Origin of the sequence: Streptomyces sp. ISL-43 (assembly GCF_018614195.1) — a bacterium.
In the GTDB taxonomy this organism is placed as follows: domain Bacteria; phylum Actinomycetota; class Actinomycetes; order Streptomycetales; family Streptomycetaceae; genus Streptomyces.
The window spans coordinates 113792-131774 of the sequence record NZ_JAGGOT010000028.1; the positions used below are offsets into that span (position 1 = coordinate 113792).

The following is a 17983-nucleotide window of genomic DNA, read 5'->3' on the forward strand; positions in this document are numbered from 1 at the left end:
ACCCGAACGGCGGTACGGCGAGGGCGTCCCCCCAAGGGCTGCCCCCCCAAGCGCCCGCCGGGGATTGCGGGGCAGCCCTCAGGCCGCCGTCCGGGGCCACAGGCCCGGGTCCGGGGTGAAGCGGATGCGGAGCTCGCCTGCGGTGAGGGCGGCGCCGGAGACCGTGCAGCGGCGCAGCACCGCGGGCAGCGGAACGATCCTGCGGTACGGGCCCACCGTGAGCAGCAGCTCGTCGCCGCGCCGGATCAGGTCGAGCTCCCGCTTCTCGGCGCGGGGCAGCGGAACGCGCCAGAGCAGCACCCCGTCCTCGGCGATCCGGTCCTCGACGGCCCAGTCCGGGCGCGGCGCGGTCGCCGGGGCCGGGGCGGGGGCCAGTGCCGCCAGGTCCTCGGGGCCCTGCGGGTCCCGGCCCAGGTGGGGCACGGGCAGCACCGGGAGGTCTTCCTCACCGGCCCACCGGGCGGCGTACTCCTCCCGCTGGGCGGCGAGTCCCGCGAGCCACGGGTCGGCGGATCCTCCGGGCAGCATCCGGTTGGCCACGAGCGCCGAGACGGGCAGCTGCTGCAGGGCGAGCCCGAGCCGGCCGAGGCGCAGCGCGGCGTCGGCGGCGGGTCCCGGTTCCGCGACGAGCCGTATCGAGGTGGTGGGGGCCTCGATGACGGCCTGGACGGCCGCCAGCTCCTCGTCCCAGCGGGCGGCGGCCTCGTACAGCCACTGCGCGGGCATGGGCACCCCGGCGAGCTGGGCCAGTACGGGCCGCAGGGCGCGGGCGGCCTGGCGCTCGGCGGGGAGCAGCCGGGCGAGGTAGCGGCGCAGCTGGGCGGGGAGGGCGAGGGTGGCGACGGCCTGGTGCAGCGGGGGCATGTCGACGACCACGAGGTCGGTGCCGGGCTCGGCGGCGGCCCGCCGCAGGGCGCGGAGCAGGGCGAACTGTTCGGCGCCGGGCAGCTCGGTGAGCTCGTCGGCGACCAGCGGCCGGGCGCCGAGCATCCCCAGGAGCGCGGAGCCGCGCTCCTGGAGAGAGACGAGCTCCTGGCGGAACTCCTCGCCGGAGTCGACGCGGGCGAAGCGCAGGCCGCCCTGCGAGGCGACGGGCGGGTCGCCCGAGTCGGCGGAGAGCAGCAGTACGCGGTGCCCCTGCCGTGCGGCGCCGAGCGCGGTCGCCGCCGCGACGGTACTGCGCCCCGCGCCTCCGGGGCCGGTGACGAGGAGGGTGTGCATGGTGCTCCTAGCTGCGCGTTGCCGTGTGCGGCGCCGTCCTCCGGGGCCGGCCCCCGGACCCCCGCGCCTCACACGCCGGCGGGGCTTGGATCTTGCTGACCCCGGCGCCACGCCGAGCCGCGCGAGGGGCGCGTCGAGAAGGGGCGCGCTAAGCGGAAGCGGGGCTCTCCACCCGCTTCTTCAGGCCCGCCAGCGCGCGGTCGATGATGACCTTCTCCGCTTTGCGCTTGATCATGCCGAGCATCGGGATCTTGACGTCCACGGTCAGCTGGTAGGTGACCTCGGTCCGCGTCCCGTCCGCCAGCGGCGCGAGCCGGTAGGACCCGTCCAGCTGCCTCAGCATCTGGGACTTGTCCAGCGTCCAGCTGACCTCGTCCGCGCCCTTCCACGTGTACGCCAGCGTGTGGTCGTCCTTGATCGCGCCCGCGTCGAGCAGCAGGCGGACCTTCTCGGCCCGGCCCTCGGCGTCGGTGCCCAGCACCTCGGCCTCCTTCACCTCGCCGGTCCACTCGGGGTAGCGGGCGAAGTCGGCGATCACGGCCATGACGTCGGCCGGGGACGCCTCGATCGTGATGCTCGAGCTGGTGTGTTCCGCCATCGCGGTCGCTCCTCCGGGGAGTGTTCGAGGAAGTGTGCGGACGGCCTGGGCCGCCGCGTGAAGGCTATCGCGCGTGCGGGGCTCACCACTCCAGGGCCCACGGCCGTCCGGTGGCCGCGAAGTGGCCGACGTTCACGCACTCCGTGGAGCCGATCCGCATCCGGCGGGCCAGCGGCTGGTGAACGTGGCCGAAGAGCGCGTACCGGGGCCGCATCCGGCGGATCGCGGCGAGCAGCGCGCCGCTCCCCCGCTCGAAGCGCCGGGCCACGGTGTCGTAGCAGAGCTCGGGGACCTCCGGCGGGATGTGCGAGCACAGCACGTCGACGTCGCCCAGCGCCTCCACCTTGGCCGCGTACTCCTCTTCGGGCACCTCGTAGGGCGTGCGCATCGGGGAGGGCAGCCCGCCGCCGACGAAGCCGAAGACCCGGCCGCCGATCTCCGTACGCTGCCCGTCGAGCACGGTCAGGCCGGGGCCGGCGTACTCGGGCCACAGGCCCGGCATGTCGACGTTGCCGTAGGTGGCGTACGTGGGCCGGGGGAAGGCGGCGAACATCTCGGCGTACTGGCGCCGGACCGCGCCCTCGACCAGCCGCTCCCGGTCCAGCCCGGCCCACAGGCCGCGGGCGAACTCGCGGGCCTCCTCGAAGCGGCGCGCGGTGCGCAGTTCGACGATGTGGTCGGCGTTCTCGACGCCGAAGAGGTCGGGGAAGATGCCGCGCGAGTGGTCGGCGTAGTCGAGGAAGAGGACGAGGTCGCCGAGGCAGATCAGCGCGTCGGCGCCTTCCCCGGCCCGGGCGAGGGCCTCGGTGTTGCCGTGGACGTCGCTGACGACATGGACCCGTGTCCGACTCTTCTTGCCACCCATGGCGCCACCCTAGGGGCGCTTGGCCACCGCCGGTAGGGAATCGGGTCAGGCGGCCGGACCTGCGGTTACTTCCGAGTCGCAAACAAGGTCGACTACTGTCGGTAGGACAGGACCGTGGCATGTGACGCAGAGAACAATGGCCGGTTCCCTCTATCCGGAACCCACTACCGGTGGGTAACGTCCGGTCGGTCCACATGGTGGCGATGGCGCCCAGAGGAGCAGCAGTCTTGCGTGAGTTCAGCCTTCCGGCCCTGTACGAGGTCCCGTCGGACGGGAACCTGACGGATCTCATCCGCCGCAACGCCGCTCAGCATCCCGACACGGCCGTCATGGCCCGCAAGGTCGACGGCAGCTGGCAGGACGTCTCGGCGACCCGGTTCCTCGCCGAGGTCCGCGCCGCGGCGAAGGGCCTGATCGCGGCCGGCATCCAGCCCGGCGACCGGGTCGCCCTGATCTCCCGCACCCGTTACGAGTGGGTGCTGATCGACTTTGCGATCTGGAGCGCGGGCGCCGTCACCGTCCCCGTGTACGAGACCAGCTCCCCCGAGCAGATCCAGTGGATCCTCGGCGACTCCGGCGCCGTCGCCGTCGTCACCGAGCTCCCCGGGCACAGTGCGGCCGTGGCCGCCCTGCGCGACCGGCTGCCGGAGCTCCGCGAGGTCTGGGAGATCGAGCAGGGCGCGCTGGAGACCCTGACGGCGGCGGGCGCCGAGGTCACCGACGCCGAGGTGGACGCGCGCGGCGCGCTGGCCGGCGCCGACGACCCCGCCACCATCGTCTACACCTCCGGCACCACCGGGCGCCCCAAGGGCTGCGTGCTGACCCACCGCAGCTTCTTCGCCGAGTGCGGGAACATCGTGGAACGGCTGAGCCCGCTCTTCCGGACCGGCGAGTGCTCCGTGCTGCTCTTCCTGCCGGCCGCGCACGTCTTCGGCCGCCTGGTGGAGGTGGCGGCCGTACTGGCGCCGATCCGCCTGGGCTGCGTACCGGACATCAAGAACCTCACGGACGAGCTGCAGTCCTTCAAGCCCACCCTGATCCTCGGCGTGCCGCGCGTCTTCGAGAAGGTCTACAACTCGGCGCGCGCCAAGGCGCAGGCCGACGGCAAGGGCAAGATCTTCGACTCGGCGGCCGAGACCGCGATCGCGTACAGCCGCGCGCTGGACGCCCCGGCCGGCCCGTCGCTCGGGCTGCGGATCAAGCACAAGGTGTTCTCGAAGCTGGTCTACAGCAAGCTGCACACGGTCCTCGGCGGGCGCGGCGAGTACGCGATCTCCGGCGGGGCCCCGCTGGGCGAGCGGCTCGGCCACTTCTTCCGCGGCATCGGCTTCACGGTGCTGGAGGGCTACGGCCTGACCGAGTCCTGCGCGGCCACGGCCTTCAACCCGTGGGACAAGACGAAGATCGGTACGGTCGGCCAGCCGCTCCCGGGCTCCGTGGTGCGCATCGCCGACGACGGCGAGGTGCTGCTGCACGGCGAGCACATCTTCAAGGAGTACTGGAACAACGAGACGGCCACCGCCGACGCGCTGACCGACGGCTGGTTCCACACCGGCGACGTCGGCACGCTCGACGAGGACGGCTACCTCACGATCACCGGGCGCAAGAAGGAGCTCATCGTCACGGCGGGCGGCAAGAACGTGGCGCCCGCGGTGATCGAGGACCGGATCCGGGCGCACGCGCTGGTCGCGGAGTGCATGGTGGTCGGCGACGCGCGGCCGTTCGTGGCCGCGCTGGTCACCATCGACGAGGAGTTCCTCGGCCGTTGGGCCGCCGAGCACGGCAAGCCGGCCGGTGTGACGGCCGCGGAGCTGCGCGAGGACGCGGACCTCATCGCCGCCGTCCAGAAGGCCGTGGACGACGGCAACGCGGCGGTTTCCAAGGCGGAATCGGTGCGGAAATTCCGCATTCTGCCCTCCCAGTTCACGGAGGAGTCGGGGCACATCACGCCTTCGCTGAAGCTCAAGCGGAATGTGGTGGCGAAGGACTTCGCGGACGAGATCGAAGCCCTCTACCGGGGCTGACGGGCCTGACGGTCCGCGGCCGGAGGCCGCTGATCAGCGCGGGTCCTCGGCGAGGACTCTGGCCATGTTTCGCTCCGCGAGCGCGGTGATGGTCACGAAGGGGTTCACGCCGAGCGATCCGGGCACCAGCGAGCCGTCGATGGCGTACAGACCCTGGTAGCCCCTGACGCGGCCGAAGTCGTCGGTCGCGTCGCCGAGGACGCAGCCGCCCAGCGGGTGGTAGGTGAAGTTGTCGGCGAAGTTCTTGTTGTCGCCGAAGAGGTCGTACCGGTAGATGGTGAAGTTGGCCCGGTTCACCCGGTCGAAGAGCTTCTTGGCCGACTGGACGGACGGGGTGTTCTGGTCCCGGGTCCACTGGAGCTTCGCCGAGTCGCTGGCGGCGTCGTAGGTGAACCGCCCGCGCTCCGGGTTCTTGGTGATGGCCAGGTACATCGAGATCCAGTGCTCGATCCCCATCGGGAGCGGGGCGATCTCGGCGAAGACCGGGTTCGAGGCGTTGTCCCAGTCGTCGATGCCCAGGGCGGGCATGGTGGCCTGGTTGGCCCCCACGGTGTCCCACAGGTGGTTGGCGCGGGCGGTCATGACGTTGCCGTTGGGGCCCCAGCCGAGCCCGACCTTGTCGTTCAGGGCGGGCAGCGTGCCGGTCTCTCGGGCCCGCAGCAGGATCTCGGTGGTGCCGAGGCTGCCGGCGCCGAGGAAGAGCTGCTTGCAGCCGAGTTCGCGGACCTGGGTGACGCGGCCGGCGAGGTCGCTGGTCCGGACGGTCAGGACGTAGCCGCCGGCCGGGTCCTGCCGTACGCCGACCACGCGCTGCATCGTCTCGATGGTGACGTTGCCCGTGCCGAGGGCGGCGGCGAGGTAGGTCTTGTCGACGCTCTTCTTTCCGTGGTTGTTGCCGTAGATGACCTCTCCGGCGAGCGCGGACTTGGTCGCGGTGCCGGCTGCCTCGCGCTTCATGTACTCGAAGTCGTAGACGTTGGGGACGAAGGTGGTCTTCAGACCGGCGTTGTGGGCGTGCTTGCGGGAGATCCGGGCGAAGCGGTACCACTCCGTGGACTCGAACCAGGCCGGGTCGATGTCGTTGACCCCGAGCATGGCGCGGGCGCGGGGGTAGTACGTGCCGTACATCTCGTCGGCGTCCACCCGGGGCATGACCTCGGTGAAGTACGAGCGCCTCGGCGTGGGCGCCATGCCGCCGTTGACGAGGGAGCCGCCGCCGACACCGCGGCCCACGTACACCGACATGGCCCCGTAGTTCACGCGGTCCAGGACGCCGGGGTACGGGCTGATGTTGCGGTTGACCACGTCCAGCCAGAGGAACTGGGCGAGCGGGGCCTCGGTGCGGTTGCGGAACCACATGGAGCGCTGGTCGGGTGCGGAGGTGGAGGGGAAGATCTTCCCGTCGGACCCGGGGGTGTCCCAGAGCCGGCCCATCTCCAGCACGACGGTCCGCACTCCGGCCTGTCCGAGGCGCAGCGCGGCGACGGCGGAGCCGTAGCCGGAGCCGACGACGATGGCGGGGGCGTAGCTCGCGGCCGCCGGTTCGGCGGCGGCCGCGGACTGCAGGCCGATGCGGGTGAAGCCGAGGGCCGCCGCCGTCTGGAGGGCGCCGATCCCCAGCAGGTGACGACGCGTCAGTTTTGGTGTCATGGCGGCATGATGGGGCGGATCGCCCCATACCCACAGAGTCCGTATTGACACACATCTGAGTGACAGTCAGAGGCGTCGTCCGCCGGGGCCGTGGGCAGGGGCGGACCGGGGGACGGGGTCAGAGCAGCTCGCGCAGGCGGTCCGCCAGCAGGTCCCAGCGCCACTTCTCCTCGACCCAGGCGCGGCCGCGCTCGCCCATGCTGCGGCGCAGGTCGGGGTCCCGGAGCAGGGCGACGACGCGGTCCGCCGCGTCCGCCGGGGCGCCGCCGGGCACCACCCAGCCGGTCTCCCCGTCGAGCACCGCGTCCGGGGCCCCGCCGGAGTCGCCCGCGACCACCGGCAGGCCCGTCGCGGAGGCTTCGAGGTAGACGATGCCCAGGCCCTCCACGTCCAGCCCGCCCCGCCGGGTGCGGCACGGCATCGCGAAGACGTCCCCGGCGCCGTAGTGGGCGGGCAGTTCCGACCACGGGACCGCGCCCGTGAAGACGACCGACTCGGCGACCCCCGTGGAGGCGGCCAGCGCCCGCAGGTCCGCCTCGTACGGTCCGCCGCCCACGATGAGCAGTACGGCGTCGGGTACGGCCGCCAGGATCCGCGGCATCGCCTCGATCAGCGTGTCCTGGCCCTTGCGGGGGACGAGGCGGGAGACGCACACCACCACGGGCCGGTCCGACAGCCCCAGCCGGGCCCTGATCTCGTCGCCGCCCGACCCGGGGTGGAAGGTCTTCTCGTCGACTCCGGGCGGGAGCTGCGTCATCCGCGCCGCCGCCCGGTCCGTCACGGCCGAGGCGATCCGCGAGCGCGTGTACTCGCCCAGGTAGGTCAGCGTGTCCGTGCCCTCGCCGATCCGCCGCAGCAGCTGCCGCGCGCCCGGCAGCTGGGCCCAGCCCGCCTCGTGCCCGTGCGTGGTCGCCACGATCCGCTGGGCGCCGGCCCGGCGCAGCGCCGGGCCCATCAGGCCCAGCGGGGCCGCCGCGCCGAACCACACCGACTCGCAGCCGTGTTCGCGCAGCAGGCCGACCGCCCGGCGGGTCACCCGCGGGGTGGGCAGCAGCATCGTCGTACGGTCGCGCACGACCTGGAAGGGCTGCTCCGCGTCGAAGGCGGCGGTTGCTTCCCGGCCCTCGGCGGAGTTCTTCCAGGTGGAGGCGTAGACGACGACGCGGTCGGGGTCCAGCCGCAGTGCCATGTTGTGGAGGAAGGCCTGGATGCCCCCCGGTCGCGGCGGGAAGTCGTTGGTCACGATCAGCGTCTTGTGCATCGCTTCGCGACCCTACCGGAGCTCGCGGCGCAGCTCCTCCCTCCAGGCCCGGGTCAGTTCCCCGCCGTCCGTGCCGAGGGCCTCCTCCAGGGCCGCGGGCAGCGACTCGCGTCCGGCCCTCTCGTACAGATCGACGAGCGCCGCCTCGCCCCACTTGTCCGCGATGAGCCGGCAGGCCAGCCAGGAGCCCTCGTACGACCGCGCCAGCGCGTCCGCGTCCCCGCCGAAGGCGAAGGCCTCGTTCGCGGGGAGCGCGCCCGGCACGTCGCCCCGGCGCACCGCCCTGGCGAGCGCCGGGGCGGCCTCAGCGGGGGTGCGGCGGCCGCCGCGGTACGCCGCCCAGTCCGCGAAGCCCTCGGAGAGCCACAGCGGGGTCCGGGCGGTCGTCGCGGCGCGGGTGGCGACGTGGGTGGTCTCGTGGGTCAGGATGACCTGGCGGCCCTCCGCCGTGAGCTGCGCGTACCCCTCCGGGTTGACGACGACCCGGTCGGCGGGGGCCGGACCCGGGCCGGTCCGCCCGGTGGTGACGGCGCCCAGGCCCCGGTACTCGTCGGCCGGCCGGCCCAGCAGGGCCGCCATCGCGTCCAGCGATCCGGGGACCAGCACCACGACCCGGCCCGCCCAGCGACCCGGCCACGCGGCGCTCGCGGCGGGGACCGCGACATCGGCCTCGGCGGCGACCGCGGACAGGGCGGCGGAGCTCTGGCCGGCCCCGCCGAGCACCAGGGCGCGCGCCCCGCGCTCCACGGTCACCGTGCCCTGGTCCCACAGCTGCGGCGGCGCGCCCGGGGCGGGCCGGTCGGCCACCACGCTCCAGGTGCCCGTGTCTCGGGCGAGTTCGACCTCGCGGGCCGATCCGGCGGGGGCGGCGACGTCGTAGCCGGTGAGCCGGTAGCTCAGCCGCGCCCGCGCGAAGGCCCGTACGCCTTCCTCGCGGACCGAGGAGACCTCGTAGGACCAGCCCTCCAGCGGGATCGCGGAGAGCCGCTCGGGAGGGGCCGCCGCCCAGGCGGCGACGGCGCCGCGGACGTCCCGTTCGGTGGCGCTCACCGGGTGCGAAGCGGAACCGGAAGCGGAACCGGGAGCCGAACCGGCCTGGCAGCCGGCGAGCGGCGCGCACAGCAGTACCAGCGGCAGTGCGCGCGGAAGGAGACGGCGCGGACGGCGGAGAAGACCCAGGCCCGGGAACATCACCCGATCGTACGCAGAAGCACCCTCAGGGCCGTGTCACCGAGGACACCGGCATCATCCCGACCGGGTCGTAGCGCACCCGCGCCCCCGGGTACGGGGCGTGCACCACCTGGCCGTTGCCCACGTACATGCCGACGTGGCTGGCGTCCGAGCGGTACGTCACCAGGTCGCCCGGGCGCGCCTCCGAGAGCGGGACTCGGCGCCCTGCGTGCCGCTGCGCCTGCGAGGTCCGCGGCAGCGCGACGCCCGCCTGGCGGTAGGACCACACCATCAGCCCGGAGCAGTCGAAGCCGGTGGGGCCGGTGGAACCCCATACGTAGGGCCGCCCGACGGCTGAGCGGGCCGCCGTCACGGCGGTCGCGGCGCGGCCGGAGGAGGGGCCCAGGGAGGACGCGTCGGAGAGGTCGGGCAGGCCCTCGGGGCGGCCGTCGGAGCGCGAGGCCCGCTCGAAGTCGGCGCGCTCCTGGGTGGGCATCGCGTTCAGCAGCCGGCGGGCGGCGGCGAGCTTGGCGGTGACGGCGCGCTTCTCCTTCGCGACGTCGGCGCGCAGGGCGTCGAGTGCGGCGAGTTTGCGGGTGGCCTCCTCGCGCTCTTGGCCCAGCCGGTGCTGCTCGGAGTGCAGTTCGTCGAGCTGCCGGGCCTGGCGGCCGGTCAGCCGGTCGAGGGCGGCGGCCTTGGCGAGGTAGTCGTCGGGGTCGTCGGAGAGCATCAGCTCGACGGCGGGGTCGATGCCGCCCGCCCGGTACTGGGCTCCGGCGTAGGCGCCGAGCACGCCGCGCATGGTGTTGATGCGGTCCTGGCCGCGGGCCACCGCGTCCTGGACCCGGCCGACTTCGATGCGGAGCTTGTCGGCCTTCTCGCCCGCCTGGTTGAAGCGCTCGGTGGCCTGCTCGGCCTCCTCGAAGAGCCGGTCGACCTGGGCGCGGGCGCCGGCCGAGGGCTCGTACGGAAGTCCTGGGGCCGCGCTCGCGGGTGCGCCCGTCATGGCGACCGCGGCTCCTGCCGCGGCGGCGGTGAGGACGGTGACCTTCGTGTTCCGGTCGAGGCCGCTGGGCCCGGGCCGGCGATGGGACGCCACGTGAAACCGCTCCCTTCCGCTGCGCGGGACCGGGTCCGTCCCCCGTGGACGGACGTGTGCCGGGTTCCGCGCTGGCAGACAGTAGCGGCGCCGACGGGCACCGGCCAACGACCTCCGGCGGGCACACACAGTGACGCCCCGCCGGAGACGCAGGTCACCGGCGGGGCGTGTGGTCAGAGCGGGGCCCGGGAATTCGCCCGGATGGGCGGTGTGCGGCGCGCCCGGTCGGGTCCGGGGGCGTCAGCCGCCGACGCGGACCCCGTATGCGAATCCGCTGAGGGAGCCGTACAGGACGCCGGCGCTCGGGTTGGCGGCGTGGAAGACCTTGCCGTTGCCCGCGAACAGCCCGACGTGCTGGAGGTTCGAGTAGAAGACCAGGTCTCCGGGCTGGAGCTCGCTCAGGCTGACCTTCCGGCCGTTCTTGACCTGGTCGAAGGTGGTGCGCCCGATGGTGATCCCGGCCTGCTTGTAGGCCCACTGCGTGAGGCCGGAGCAGTCGAACGCGTTCGGGCCGGTGCCGCCGCGGACGTAGGACATGCCGTTCTTGGTCACGGCGGCCCGCAGCGCGTCCGCGGCCCGGCCGGAACCCTTCACGTTGCTGAGCTCGGCCTGCTCGGCCGCGCTGCCGCCCGCCTTCTTGGCCTCCTCCTTGAGCTGCGCGCGCTCCTGCGCGGTCAAGGTGTTGAGGAGGGCCTGGGCCTCGGCGAGCTTGTCCGTCGAGATCTTCTTCTTCTCGGCCAGCTCCTTGCGGGTGGCGTCGAGGTCGGCGAGCTTGCCGGCGGCCTCCTGGCGCTGCTGCGCGAGGCCGCGCTGCTTGGCCTGGATCTTCTGGACCGCCTCGACCTGCTTGCCGCTCAACTGCTCAAGCGTGGAGGCCTTGTCCAGGTAGTTGTCGGGGTCGGCGGAGAGGAACAGCGCGAGGGACTGGTCTATGCCGCCGGTGCGGTACTGGGCGTTGGCCATCGAACCGATGGTGCCGCGCAGGGTGTTGAGATCCCCCTGGCCGCGGGCGACCTGGTCCTGGAGCTGCCCGATCTCCTTCTCGAGGCCGTCCTGGCGCGTCTGGGCCCCGTTGAACTTCTCGGTGGCCTGCTCCGCCTCTTCGTAGAGGGCGTCGACCTTCGCCTTGACCTCGTCCTTGCTCGGCTTGGCCGGGGCGGCGTTCGCAGCCTGGCCGGAGAGGGCTACGGCCGCGGCCGCTGTAACGGTAAGCACGGTCACGCGAGTGCGGGTCGGCTGCTTGGGTCGACGGTGGGACGCCACGAAGGCGAGCTCCTTCTTCCTAGAGCCGCCGAAGAACGCAAGCTCGGCGACACCTTCGCTGCCACCCCGAATGAGTGAACTACCGCACGAAGGTTTGACCTGACACTAGTGACCTCTCTGTGATCAGTTCAAATCCTGTCGGGAAAAAACTCGCCCTCCGACCAGCTTCTTTACCTACAGTGCACGCTCTGTGCCGACGACTTGACGGTCCGTCCTCCCGATCGCATGCCAATTCCGGCATACCGGCCGACGGTTACGAAACGCGCGAAAGCCGCTTCAGCAACAAGGCGGACGTCACCGGCCGCGCCCCGGCCTTGGCCACCCCGTCGGCGACCTCGCGGTCCGTGGAGACCACGACCACCGGCCGGCCCGGCGGCTCGGCGCGCACCAGCTGGCGGATCAGCTCGTCCGCCGTCACCCCGGCCTTCGAGAACAGCACCCGCACCCCGCGCGGCGGCGCGAGCAGCACGGGGGCCGCCAGCTCCGCCCCGTCGAAGACACAGGTCATCTCGGCGCCCGTCTGCGCGGCGAGCATCGACAGCCCGCCCAGCAGCCGCAGCCGCTGCTTCTCCAGCGGCATCGTCGGGTAGCCGGTCTTGGTGACGTTGTAGCCGTCGACCACCAGATGCGCCTGGGGCAGCGCCAACAGCTGGTCCAGCAGCGCCGGGTCGGTCTCCGACAGCGCGCGCGCCGCGATGTCCTTCGGGGTCATCCGGCCCGGCTCCACCGCCTCCACCGTGTCGGCGGGCCGCGTGGACACCGGCGGCAGCGCGAGCTCCCGGCGCAGCCCCGCGGCCGCGTCCAGCACGGTGTCCAGCAGCAGCCGCAGCCGCATGTCCTCGATGCTGCGCCCCTCGCGGGTGGCCCGGCGCGAGGTCTCAAGCGCCGACTCCACCTCCGCGAGACGGGACTTGAGCCGCCGGGTCTCGCTCTCGGCCGCGGCCACGCGCGCGGCCGCCTCGGCGCGAATGCCGTCGACCTCGGCGTTGACCTTGCGCAGGGCCGCGTCGCCCCGCTTGACGTCGCTCAGGGCGCTGCGCAGCTTGCGCTGAAGCGATTCCGCTTCCTTGCGGGCCGTCTCCAGCTCGGCCCGCACCTGGTCGCCGCCCGCGCGCTGCAGTTCCCGTACGTGGGCCAGCTCCTCGCGCAGGCGCTCCATCTCCCGGCGGGTCTCCTCGCCGACCCGTTCGGCGTCGGCGCGCTGCGCCTCCTCGCCGGCGGCGGCCACGAGCTTGGCCCAGCCGGCCGGCCGCAGGACGTACGCGGCGGCCGCCACGTCCAGCGGGTCGGCGGCGGCGGGCGGGGCGCCCGACTCCAGCGCCCCGGCCAGGTCGGCCTGCGCCTCGCGGAGCTTCTCCGCGACCCGGCCCCGGAAGACGGGGTCGCTCTCCACGGCCGTCGCCATGGCGTTGCCCGCGAACTTGGCGCGCCGCGTCGGGGTGAACCGCGCGTACTGGCGCAGCTGTGCCGGGAGGTCCGCGACCGTCAGTCCGCCGAAGGCGTCCGAGACGAGCGCGACGACCCGGCGCCGCACGCCTTCCGGCAGCGGGCGGTCGAGCACCTCGGCGGCGTCGCCGGCCGCGTCGGCCGGCTCAGCGCCGCTTGCTGGCTCCACAATCCGTCACCCCTACCGTCATTCACCTGCGGGCGGGGCTCCGTCAGGAGTCCGCGCCCGGCCTGTCCACGAGCTCGATCTGGTCCACCGCGTTGCACCAGCGGCAGCGCACCGACTCGATGGTCTCATTGACCACCTCGCGCTCCTCGACCTTGGGCTCCCCGGCGAGGTCCAGGTGGACGTACTCGACGACCTTCGACGAACGGGTGACGTCGAAGCGCGTCAGGTTGCCGCACAGGGTGCAGCGCCACCGGGTGGTGTCGGTCGGCAGGGGAACCGTCATCAGGCCGCTCTCTCCTTCTATGTCGTACACGACTGTGCAGTACAGATACGTGCGTAGCTCGTTACCCTACGGCCTGCCGCACTCGCGGGCGGGTCCGGCTGGGTCATGCTCGGTCGCATGATCGTAAGGTGGCAGGCCGTACGCGAGGCCTTCCGGGGACCGGTGGTCACCCACGCGCTGATCGCGAGCTGCTGTGTGGTGTTCCTCCTCAGCCCGGCGTCGGGGCTGAACCCGGTCTACGGGTCGGGCGATCAGCTGCTGACGACGGGAACGGCCTACTTCCGGCGCTGGGGCGTGGTCCCGGACGAACTGTTCGCCGGCAGCGGCCGGGCGCTGCTGACCCCGCTGACCGCCCTGTTCGTCCACGGCAGCTGGCTCCACCTGCTGGGCAACATGCTCTTCCTCTTCGTCTTCGGGGCGATGACGGAGCAGCGCATGGGCAGGGCCGGGTTCCTCGTCTTCTGCGTCTGTACGGGCTACATCGCCCTGGCGGCGTACGCGGCGGCCAACGCCTCCTCCGACCAGACCCTCGTCGGGGCCTCCGGGGCGATCTCGGCGGTGCTGGGGGCCTTCATGTGCCTGTTCCCCAAGGCGCGGGTGACGAGCCTGTTCCCGTTCCTGTTCTTCCTGCCGCTGCGGTTCCCGGCGTGGATCGTCCTGATGTTCTGGTTCGCCCTGCAGTGGCTGGCGGCGCACCGCGCGGGAAGCGGCCCGGGAGTCGCCTATCTGGCCCATGTGGTGGGCTTCTCGGTGGGCTTCCTCTACGCGTGGGTGCGCTACAGGCGTGGGGCTAGAGTGAGTCGACCAGTGACTGCCGGCGAGGGAGACAGCCAACCGTGATCACCGCGATCGTGCTCATCAAGACCAGCGTGGACCGGATCCCCGAGATCGCCGAGGCCATCGCCGCGCTGGAAAACGTCAGCGAGGTCTACTCCGTCACGGGTACGTACGACCTCATCGCGCTGGTCCGCGTGGCCCGCCACGAGAACCTGGCGGACATCATCCCGGGCCGCATCAGCAAGATCCCCGGTGTCGAGGCGACGGACACGCACGTCGCGTTCCGTACGTACTCCCAGCACGACCTGGAAGCGGCGTTCGCGATCGGCCTGGACGCCTGAACCCCTCGGGTCCATGTGACCCGGGTCACAGATTCTGTGTCGCGTGGTGCGATGAGTTCTCGGCAGGGCGGCGGTCTGTACTGCCGTAGACCGGGCGCGAAGACCGTGCCCGAGCCCGATATCGAGGAGAACACCCCATGCGCATCGTCATCAGCGAGTTCATCAGCCTCGACGGTGTCGTCCAGGCACCCGGAGGCGCGGGCGAGGACAACGACGGCGGATTCGCCCACGGCGGCTGGTCGCACCCGTTCTTCGACGCGGAGGTGGTGGGCGGCGCCTTCGCCGAGGTGACCGCCAAGGCCGAGGCACTGCTGTTCGGGCGCCGCACGTGGCAGACGATGGCGGCGGCCTGGCCGGAGCGGGCCGGGGACCCCTTCGCCGATCAGATGAACGAGATCCCCAAGTACGTCGTGTCCGCCACCCTGGGCACCTCTGACCTGACGTGGAACAACACCACGCTCGTCCCCGGCGCCGAGGCCGTCGCCCGGATCCGCGAGCTGCACGCGGCCGACGGCGGCGACCTCGTGGTCATGGGCAGCCCCACGCTGGCGCGGACCCTGCTGAGCGAGGGCCTGGTCGACGAACTGCGGCTCATCGTCATGCCGGTCCTGCTCGGCGGCGGCAAGTCCATCTTCCCGGCGGACGGCGGCCTGCGGACCCTGGAACTGGTCTCCTCGGTCACCGCGCCCACGGGCGCGCAGGTGTGCACGTACCGGCCGGCGGCCCGGGCCTGACGCCCGGACCCTCCCGCCCGGCCCCTCCCGCACCGTCCGCTCGGTCCCGGCTCAGACGGCCGGGACGCAGCGGCCCTCTTCGGTGCGGTACTGCCACTTCGCACCGTCCGCGACGAGCTCCTTGACCGCGCGGACGAACCGCTCGACGTGCTCGTCGGGGGTGCCGGCGCCGAAGCTGACGCGGATCGCGTTCAGCGACCGCTCCCCCGGCGCCGCCTCCGGGGCTCCGCACTCGCCCTGGGCCTGCGGCTCGCTGCCCAGCAGGGTGCGGACCAGCGGGTGGGCGCAGAAGAGGCCGTCGCGCACGCCGATCCCGTACTCGGCGGAGAGCGCGGCCGCGAAGTGGGAGCTGTTCCAGCCGTCCACCACGAAGGAGATGACGCCGACGCGCGGGGCGTCGTCGCCGAAGAGGGACAGGACGCGGACCGCCGGGACCTCGGCGAGGCCGCCGCGGACCTTGGCGATGAGGTGCCGCTCGCGGGCGACGAGGCTCTCGAAGCCGGCCTCGTTGAGGGCCTTGCAGGCGGAGGCGATGGAGTAGACGCCGATGACGTTCGGGGAGCCGGCCTCGTGGCGGGCGGCGGTGGTGTGCCACTCGACGTCGACGCCCCCGTCCTCGCGGCGGGCCACCTTGCGGGAGGCGCCGCCGCCGGCGAGGTACGGCTCGGCCTCCCGCAGCCAGTCCGCGCGGCCGGCCAGCACGCCCGAGCCGAACGGCGCGTAGAGCTTGTGCCCGGAGAAGGCCACCCAGTCCACGTCGAGCTCCTGCACGGAGACGGGGTGGTGCGGGGCCAGCTGGGCGGCGTCCAGGACGATGCGGGCGCCGTGGGCGTGCGCGGCGGCGGCGAGCTCCTTGACGGGCCACAGCTCGCCGGTGACGTTGGAGGCGCCGGTGACGCAGACCAGGGCCGGCCCGTAGGGGTCGCGGTCGGCGAGGGCCCGCTCCAGGGTGGCGACGGCCTCGCCCGGGGTGCGGGGGGCGTTGAGGAAGGTGACCTGCGCGTTCGTCCAGGGCAGCAGCGAGGCGTGGTGCTCGGTCTCGAAGACGAAGACCTGGCAGTCGGCCGGCAGCACGGCGGCGAGCAGGTTGAGGGAGTCGGTGGTGGACCGGGTGAAGATCACCTGGTCGGACGCCCGGCAGTCGAGGAACTCGGCGACCGTGACGCGGCTCTGCTCGAACAAGTCCGTGGAGAGCTGCGAGAGGTATCCGGCGCCGCGGTGCACGCTGCCGTAGTACGGGGCGTAGGCGGCCACGTCGTCCCAGACGCGCTGCAGGGCGGGGGCGCTCGCCGCGTAGTCGAGGGCGGCGTAGGTGACTTCACCGCCGGTGACGAGCGGCACGGTGACGTCGCGGCCGAGGACCGGCAGCGGCTCGGCACAGGCGGGGTCGGCGGCGGCGGTGGCAGCGGTGGTGGCGCCCGAGTTGGCGGACGCGGACAGGGTCGCGGACATGGCGATATCTCCCGGCAGGCAGGTCTGAATGGCTTCGGAGTGCCCGTACGCGGGTACGACGCTGCGGCCGTCCGGGGTACGGGAATGCCTCGGCGTCGGGGTGGCGTACTCGGGGTACGCGGAAGTGACCCTGTTCCGAGGGTTGAAGAAGGGGCGGAGTCGCCCTATCGCATTCGCTTGCTCACGGAAAACGCTCCTCGAGAGACCAGGACCCCTGGTGATTCGAGGGATCCGCGCTTGCCGTAGACCTCACTGCCTACGACCTGGTCATCACCCGGGGCACCCCGCCACGGAAGGAGGGTTGCCGGACAGCGAGCCGGGGCAAAGCGCTGTCACTCGTGACCTGCTGAGCATCCTGCCACAAGATCCCCCGGACGCAAGACCCCGGTCCACATGGCGGACCGGGATCCCGTCCGGATCTTGGCTGGATCCAGTGCTGCGACGGTCAGCTGTTGCTGGCCGCCACCCACCGCGCGAGCGCCGCCCGGGCCGCACCCGAGTCGATCGCCTCCGCCGCCTTCGCGATGCCCGCCGCGAGCTGCTCCTCCAGCGTGCCCGTACCCGGGTCGAGGGCGACCAGGGCGGCCGCCGAGTTCAGCAGCACCGCGTCGCGGACCGGGCCCCTCTCGCCGGCCAGGAGGCGGCGGGCGACGTCCGCGTTGTACGAGGCGTCCTCCCCGCGCAGCGCGGAGACGTCGACCAGCGGGATGCCGACGTCGCGCGGGTCGAAGCCCTGCTCCGCCACCTTGCCGTCGCGCACCCACCAGACCCGCGAGGTCGACGTGGTGGTGAGCTCGTCGAGGCCGTCGTCGCCGCGGAAGACCAGCGCCGAGGAGCCGCGCTCGGCCAGCACGCCCGCCACGATCGGGGCGATACGGGCGTCGGCGACACCGGTGGCCTGCGCCCGGACCTTGGCCGGATTCGTCAGCGGGCCGAGGAAGTTGAAGGTCGTCCGGATGCCCAGCTCCTTGCGGGCCGCCGCCACGTGCCGCAGCGCGGGGTGGAACTTGACCGCGAAGCAGAAGGTGATCCCGGCCTCCTCGACGACCTCGGCGACCCGCGCCGGGGTGAGGTCGAGGTTGACCCCCAGCTTCTCCAGGACGTCCGAGGATCCGCTCGCCGAGGAGGAGGCGCGGTTGCCGTGCTTGACCACTTTGGCGCCCGTACCGGCCACGACGATCGCCGACATCGTGGAGATGTTGACCGTCTTGGCGCCGTCGCCGCCGGTGCCGACGATGTCCACCGTCCGGCCCGGCACCTCGATCAGGTTCGCGTGCGCGTACATCGCCCGTACGAGGCCGCTGATCTCCGCGACCGTCTCCCCCTTGGCCCGGAGCGCGACCGCGAAGCCGGCGATCTGGGCGTCGGTGGCCTCTCCCCGCATGATCCGGTCCATCGCCCAGGCCGTGTCGTCGGCGCCGAGGTCCCGGCCGGACAGCAGGGCGTCGAGGACACCCGGCCAGCCGCGGGCCGCCACGCTGTCGCCGCCTGCCGGGGTCACAACGTTCATGGTCCGCTCCTGATGGTCCACGCGAATGGGAAGGCCTTCAGCCTATCCAGCCGCGGAGACGGCAAAGAGCCCCGTCCCGAGGGGCGGACACGGAAGATCGGAACTGCGCCATCGCACGCG

At 72.8% G+C, this 17983-nt stretch carries 16 protein-coding genes and 1 riboswitch; of the genes, 4 read left to right on the forward strand and 12 right to left on the reverse strand.

The window, feature by feature from the left end; translation table 11 throughout:
• Positions 1–78 precede the first annotated feature (78 nt).
• The 3 genes from J7F03_RS15735 to J7F03_RS15745 form a co-directional block, all read right to left on the reverse strand.
• On the reverse strand, positions 79–1221 hold the full coding sequence (locus J7F03_RS15735; RefSeq protein WP_214949897.1) for an ArsA family ATPase: 1143 nt from the start codon (positions 1219–1221) through the stop codon (positions 79–81).
• Positions 1222–1369: 148 nt separating this feature from the next.
• Positions 1370–1819 (reverse strand): SRPBCC family protein, encoded by a 450-nt coding sequence (locus J7F03_RS15740; protein ID WP_214949898.1) that lies wholly within the window; start codon positions 1817–1819, stop codon positions 1370–1372.
• Between the two features lie 82 nt (positions 1820–1901).
• Positions 1902–2684, reverse strand: coding sequence for a metallophosphoesterase (locus J7F03_RS15745; protein WP_214949900.1), 783 nt, complete (start codon positions 2682–2684; stop codon positions 1902–1904).
• 227 nt (positions 2685–2911) lie between these two features.
• Between J7F03_RS15745 and J7F03_RS15750 the strand changes: the two genes are divergently transcribed.
• Positions 2912–4708, forward strand: coding sequence for a long-chain fatty acid--CoA ligase (locus tag J7F03_RS15750; protein WP_214949902.1), 1797 nt, complete (start codon positions 2912–2914; stop codon positions 4706–4708).
• Between the two features lie 33 nt (positions 4709–4741).
• Here the strand turns inward: J7F03_RS15750 and J7F03_RS15755 are convergent, their stop codons facing one another.
• From J7F03_RS15755 to J7F03_RS15785, 7 genes are all read right to left on the reverse strand, one after another.
• On the reverse strand, positions 4742–6358 hold the full coding sequence (locus tag J7F03_RS15755) for a GMC oxidoreductase (RefSeq protein ID WP_214949904.1): 1617 nt from the start codon (positions 6356–6358) through the stop codon (positions 4742–4744).
• 118 nt (positions 6359–6476) lie between these two features.
• Positions 6477–7619: a glycosyltransferase family 4 protein gene (locus J7F03_RS15760; RefSeq protein ID WP_214949906.1), complete on the reverse strand. Its 1143-nt coding sequence runs from the start codon at positions 7617–7619 to the stop codon at positions 6477–6479.
• A 12-nt stretch (positions 7620–7631) separates the two neighbouring features.
• Positions 7632–8810, reverse strand: coding sequence for a hypothetical protein (locus J7F03_RS15765; RefSeq protein WP_214949908.1), 1179 nt, complete (start codon positions 8808–8810; stop codon positions 7632–7634).
• 25 nt (positions 8811–8835) lie between these two features.
• Positions 8836–9888: an NlpC/P60 family protein gene (locus J7F03_RS15770; protein ID WP_308379573.1), complete on the reverse strand. Its 1053-nt coding sequence runs from the start codon at positions 9886–9888 to the stop codon at positions 8836–8838.
• 240 nt (positions 9889–10128) lie between these two features.
• Positions 10129–11151, reverse strand: coding sequence for a C40 family peptidase (locus J7F03_RS15775; protein ID WP_214949910.1), 1023 nt, complete (start codon positions 11149–11151; stop codon positions 10129–10131).
• Between the two features lie 253 nt (positions 11152–11404).
• On the reverse strand, positions 11405–12769 hold the full coding sequence (locus tag J7F03_RS15780; protein WP_214950021.1) for an NYN domain-containing protein: 1365 nt from the start codon (positions 12767–12769) through the stop codon (positions 11405–11407).
• 40 nt (positions 12770–12809) lie between these two features.
• On the reverse strand, positions 12810–13049 hold the full coding sequence (locus J7F03_RS15785; RefSeq protein WP_008738811.1) for a hypothetical protein: 240 nt from the start codon (positions 13047–13049) through the stop codon (positions 12810–12812).
• A gap of 117 nt (positions 13050–13166) precedes the next feature.
• Between J7F03_RS15785 and J7F03_RS15790 the strand changes: the two genes are divergently transcribed.
• The 3 genes from J7F03_RS15790 (at position 13167) to J7F03_RS15800 (ending at position 14901) form a co-directional block, all read left to right on the forward strand.
• Complete coding sequence (locus J7F03_RS15790) at positions 13167–13889, forward strand: rhomboid family intramembrane serine protease (RefSeq protein ID WP_251071969.1); 723 nt, start codon at positions 13167–13169, stop codon at positions 13887–13889.
• Positions 13886–14167, forward strand: a complete 282-nt coding sequence (locus tag J7F03_RS15795) for an Lrp/AsnC ligand binding domain-containing protein (RefSeq protein ID WP_214949914.1) — start codon at positions 13886–13888, stop codon at positions 14165–14167. Before J7F03_RS15790 ends, J7F03_RS15795 begins: the two co-directional genes overlap by 4 nt.
• 137 nt (positions 14168–14304) lie before the next feature.
• On the forward strand, positions 14305–14901 hold the full coding sequence (locus tag J7F03_RS15800) for a dihydrofolate reductase family protein (RefSeq protein WP_214949916.1): 597 nt from the start codon (positions 14305–14307) through the stop codon (positions 14899–14901).
• Positions 14902–14952: 51 nt separating this feature from the next.
• Here the strand turns inward: J7F03_RS15800 and J7F03_RS15805 are convergent, their stop codons facing one another.
• Both J7F03_RS15805 and trpD read right to left on the reverse strand, forming a co-directional pair.
• Positions 14953–16353 carry an aminotransferase class V-fold PLP-dependent enzyme gene (locus tag J7F03_RS15805; protein ID WP_251071970.1) on the reverse strand — a complete coding sequence of 467 codons (1401 nt, stop codon included), beginning with the start codon at positions 16351–16353 and terminating at the stop codon, positions 14953–14955.
• A gap of 228 nt (positions 16354–16581) precedes the next feature.
• Positions 16582–16697: riboswitch (SAM riboswitch) on the reverse strand.
• 101 nt (positions 16698–16798) lie between these two features.
• Positions 16799–17863, reverse strand: coding sequence for an anthranilate phosphoribosyltransferase (trpD, locus tag J7F03_RS15810; RefSeq protein ID WP_214949918.1), 1065 nt, complete (start codon positions 17861–17863; stop codon positions 16799–16801).
• Positions 17864–17983: the final 120 nt, after the last annotated feature.

Coding starts and splice junctions, on each gene's coding strand:
- J7F03_RS15785 (WP_008738811.1), bottom strand. CDS start 13,049: ATGACGGTTCCCCTGCCGACCGACACCACCCGGTGGCGCTGCACCCTG.
- J7F03_RS15735 (WP_214949897.1), bottom strand. CDS start 1,221: ATGCACACCCTCCTCGTCACCGGCCCCGGAGGCGCGGGGCGCAGTACC.
- J7F03_RS15760 (WP_214949906.1), bottom strand. CDS start 7,619: ATGCACAAGACGCTGATCGTGACCAACGACTTCCCGCCGCGACCGGGG.
- trpD (WP_214949918.1), bottom strand. CDS start 17,863: ATGAACGTTGTGACCCCGGCAGGCGGCGACAGCGTGGCGGCCCGCGGC.
- J7F03_RS15755 (WP_214949904.1), bottom strand. CDS start 6,358: ATGACACCAAAACTGACGCGTCGTCACCTGCTGGGGATCGGCGCCCTC.
- J7F03_RS15765 (WP_214949908.1), bottom strand. CDS start 8,810: ATGTTCCCGGGCCTGGGTCTTCTCCGCCGTCCGCGCCGTCTCCTTCCG.
- J7F03_RS15740 (WP_214949898.1), bottom strand. CDS start 1,819: ATGGCGGAACACACCAGCTCGAGCATCACGATCGAGGCGTCCCCGGCC.
- J7F03_RS15745 (WP_214949900.1), bottom strand. CDS start 2,684: ATGGGTGGCAAGAAGAGTCGGACACGGGTCCATGTCGTCAGCGACGTC.
- J7F03_RS15800 (WP_214949916.1), top strand. CDS start 14,305: ATGCGCATCGTCATCAGCGAGTTCATCAGCCTCGACGGTGTCGTCCAG.
- J7F03_RS15790 (WP_251071969.1), top strand. CDS start 13,167: ATGATCGTAAGGTGGCAGGCCGTACGCGAGGCCTTCCGGGGACCGGTG.
- J7F03_RS15805 (WP_251071970.1), bottom strand. CDS start 16,353: ATGTCCGCGACCCTGTCCGCGTCCGCCAACTCGGGCGCCACCACCGCT.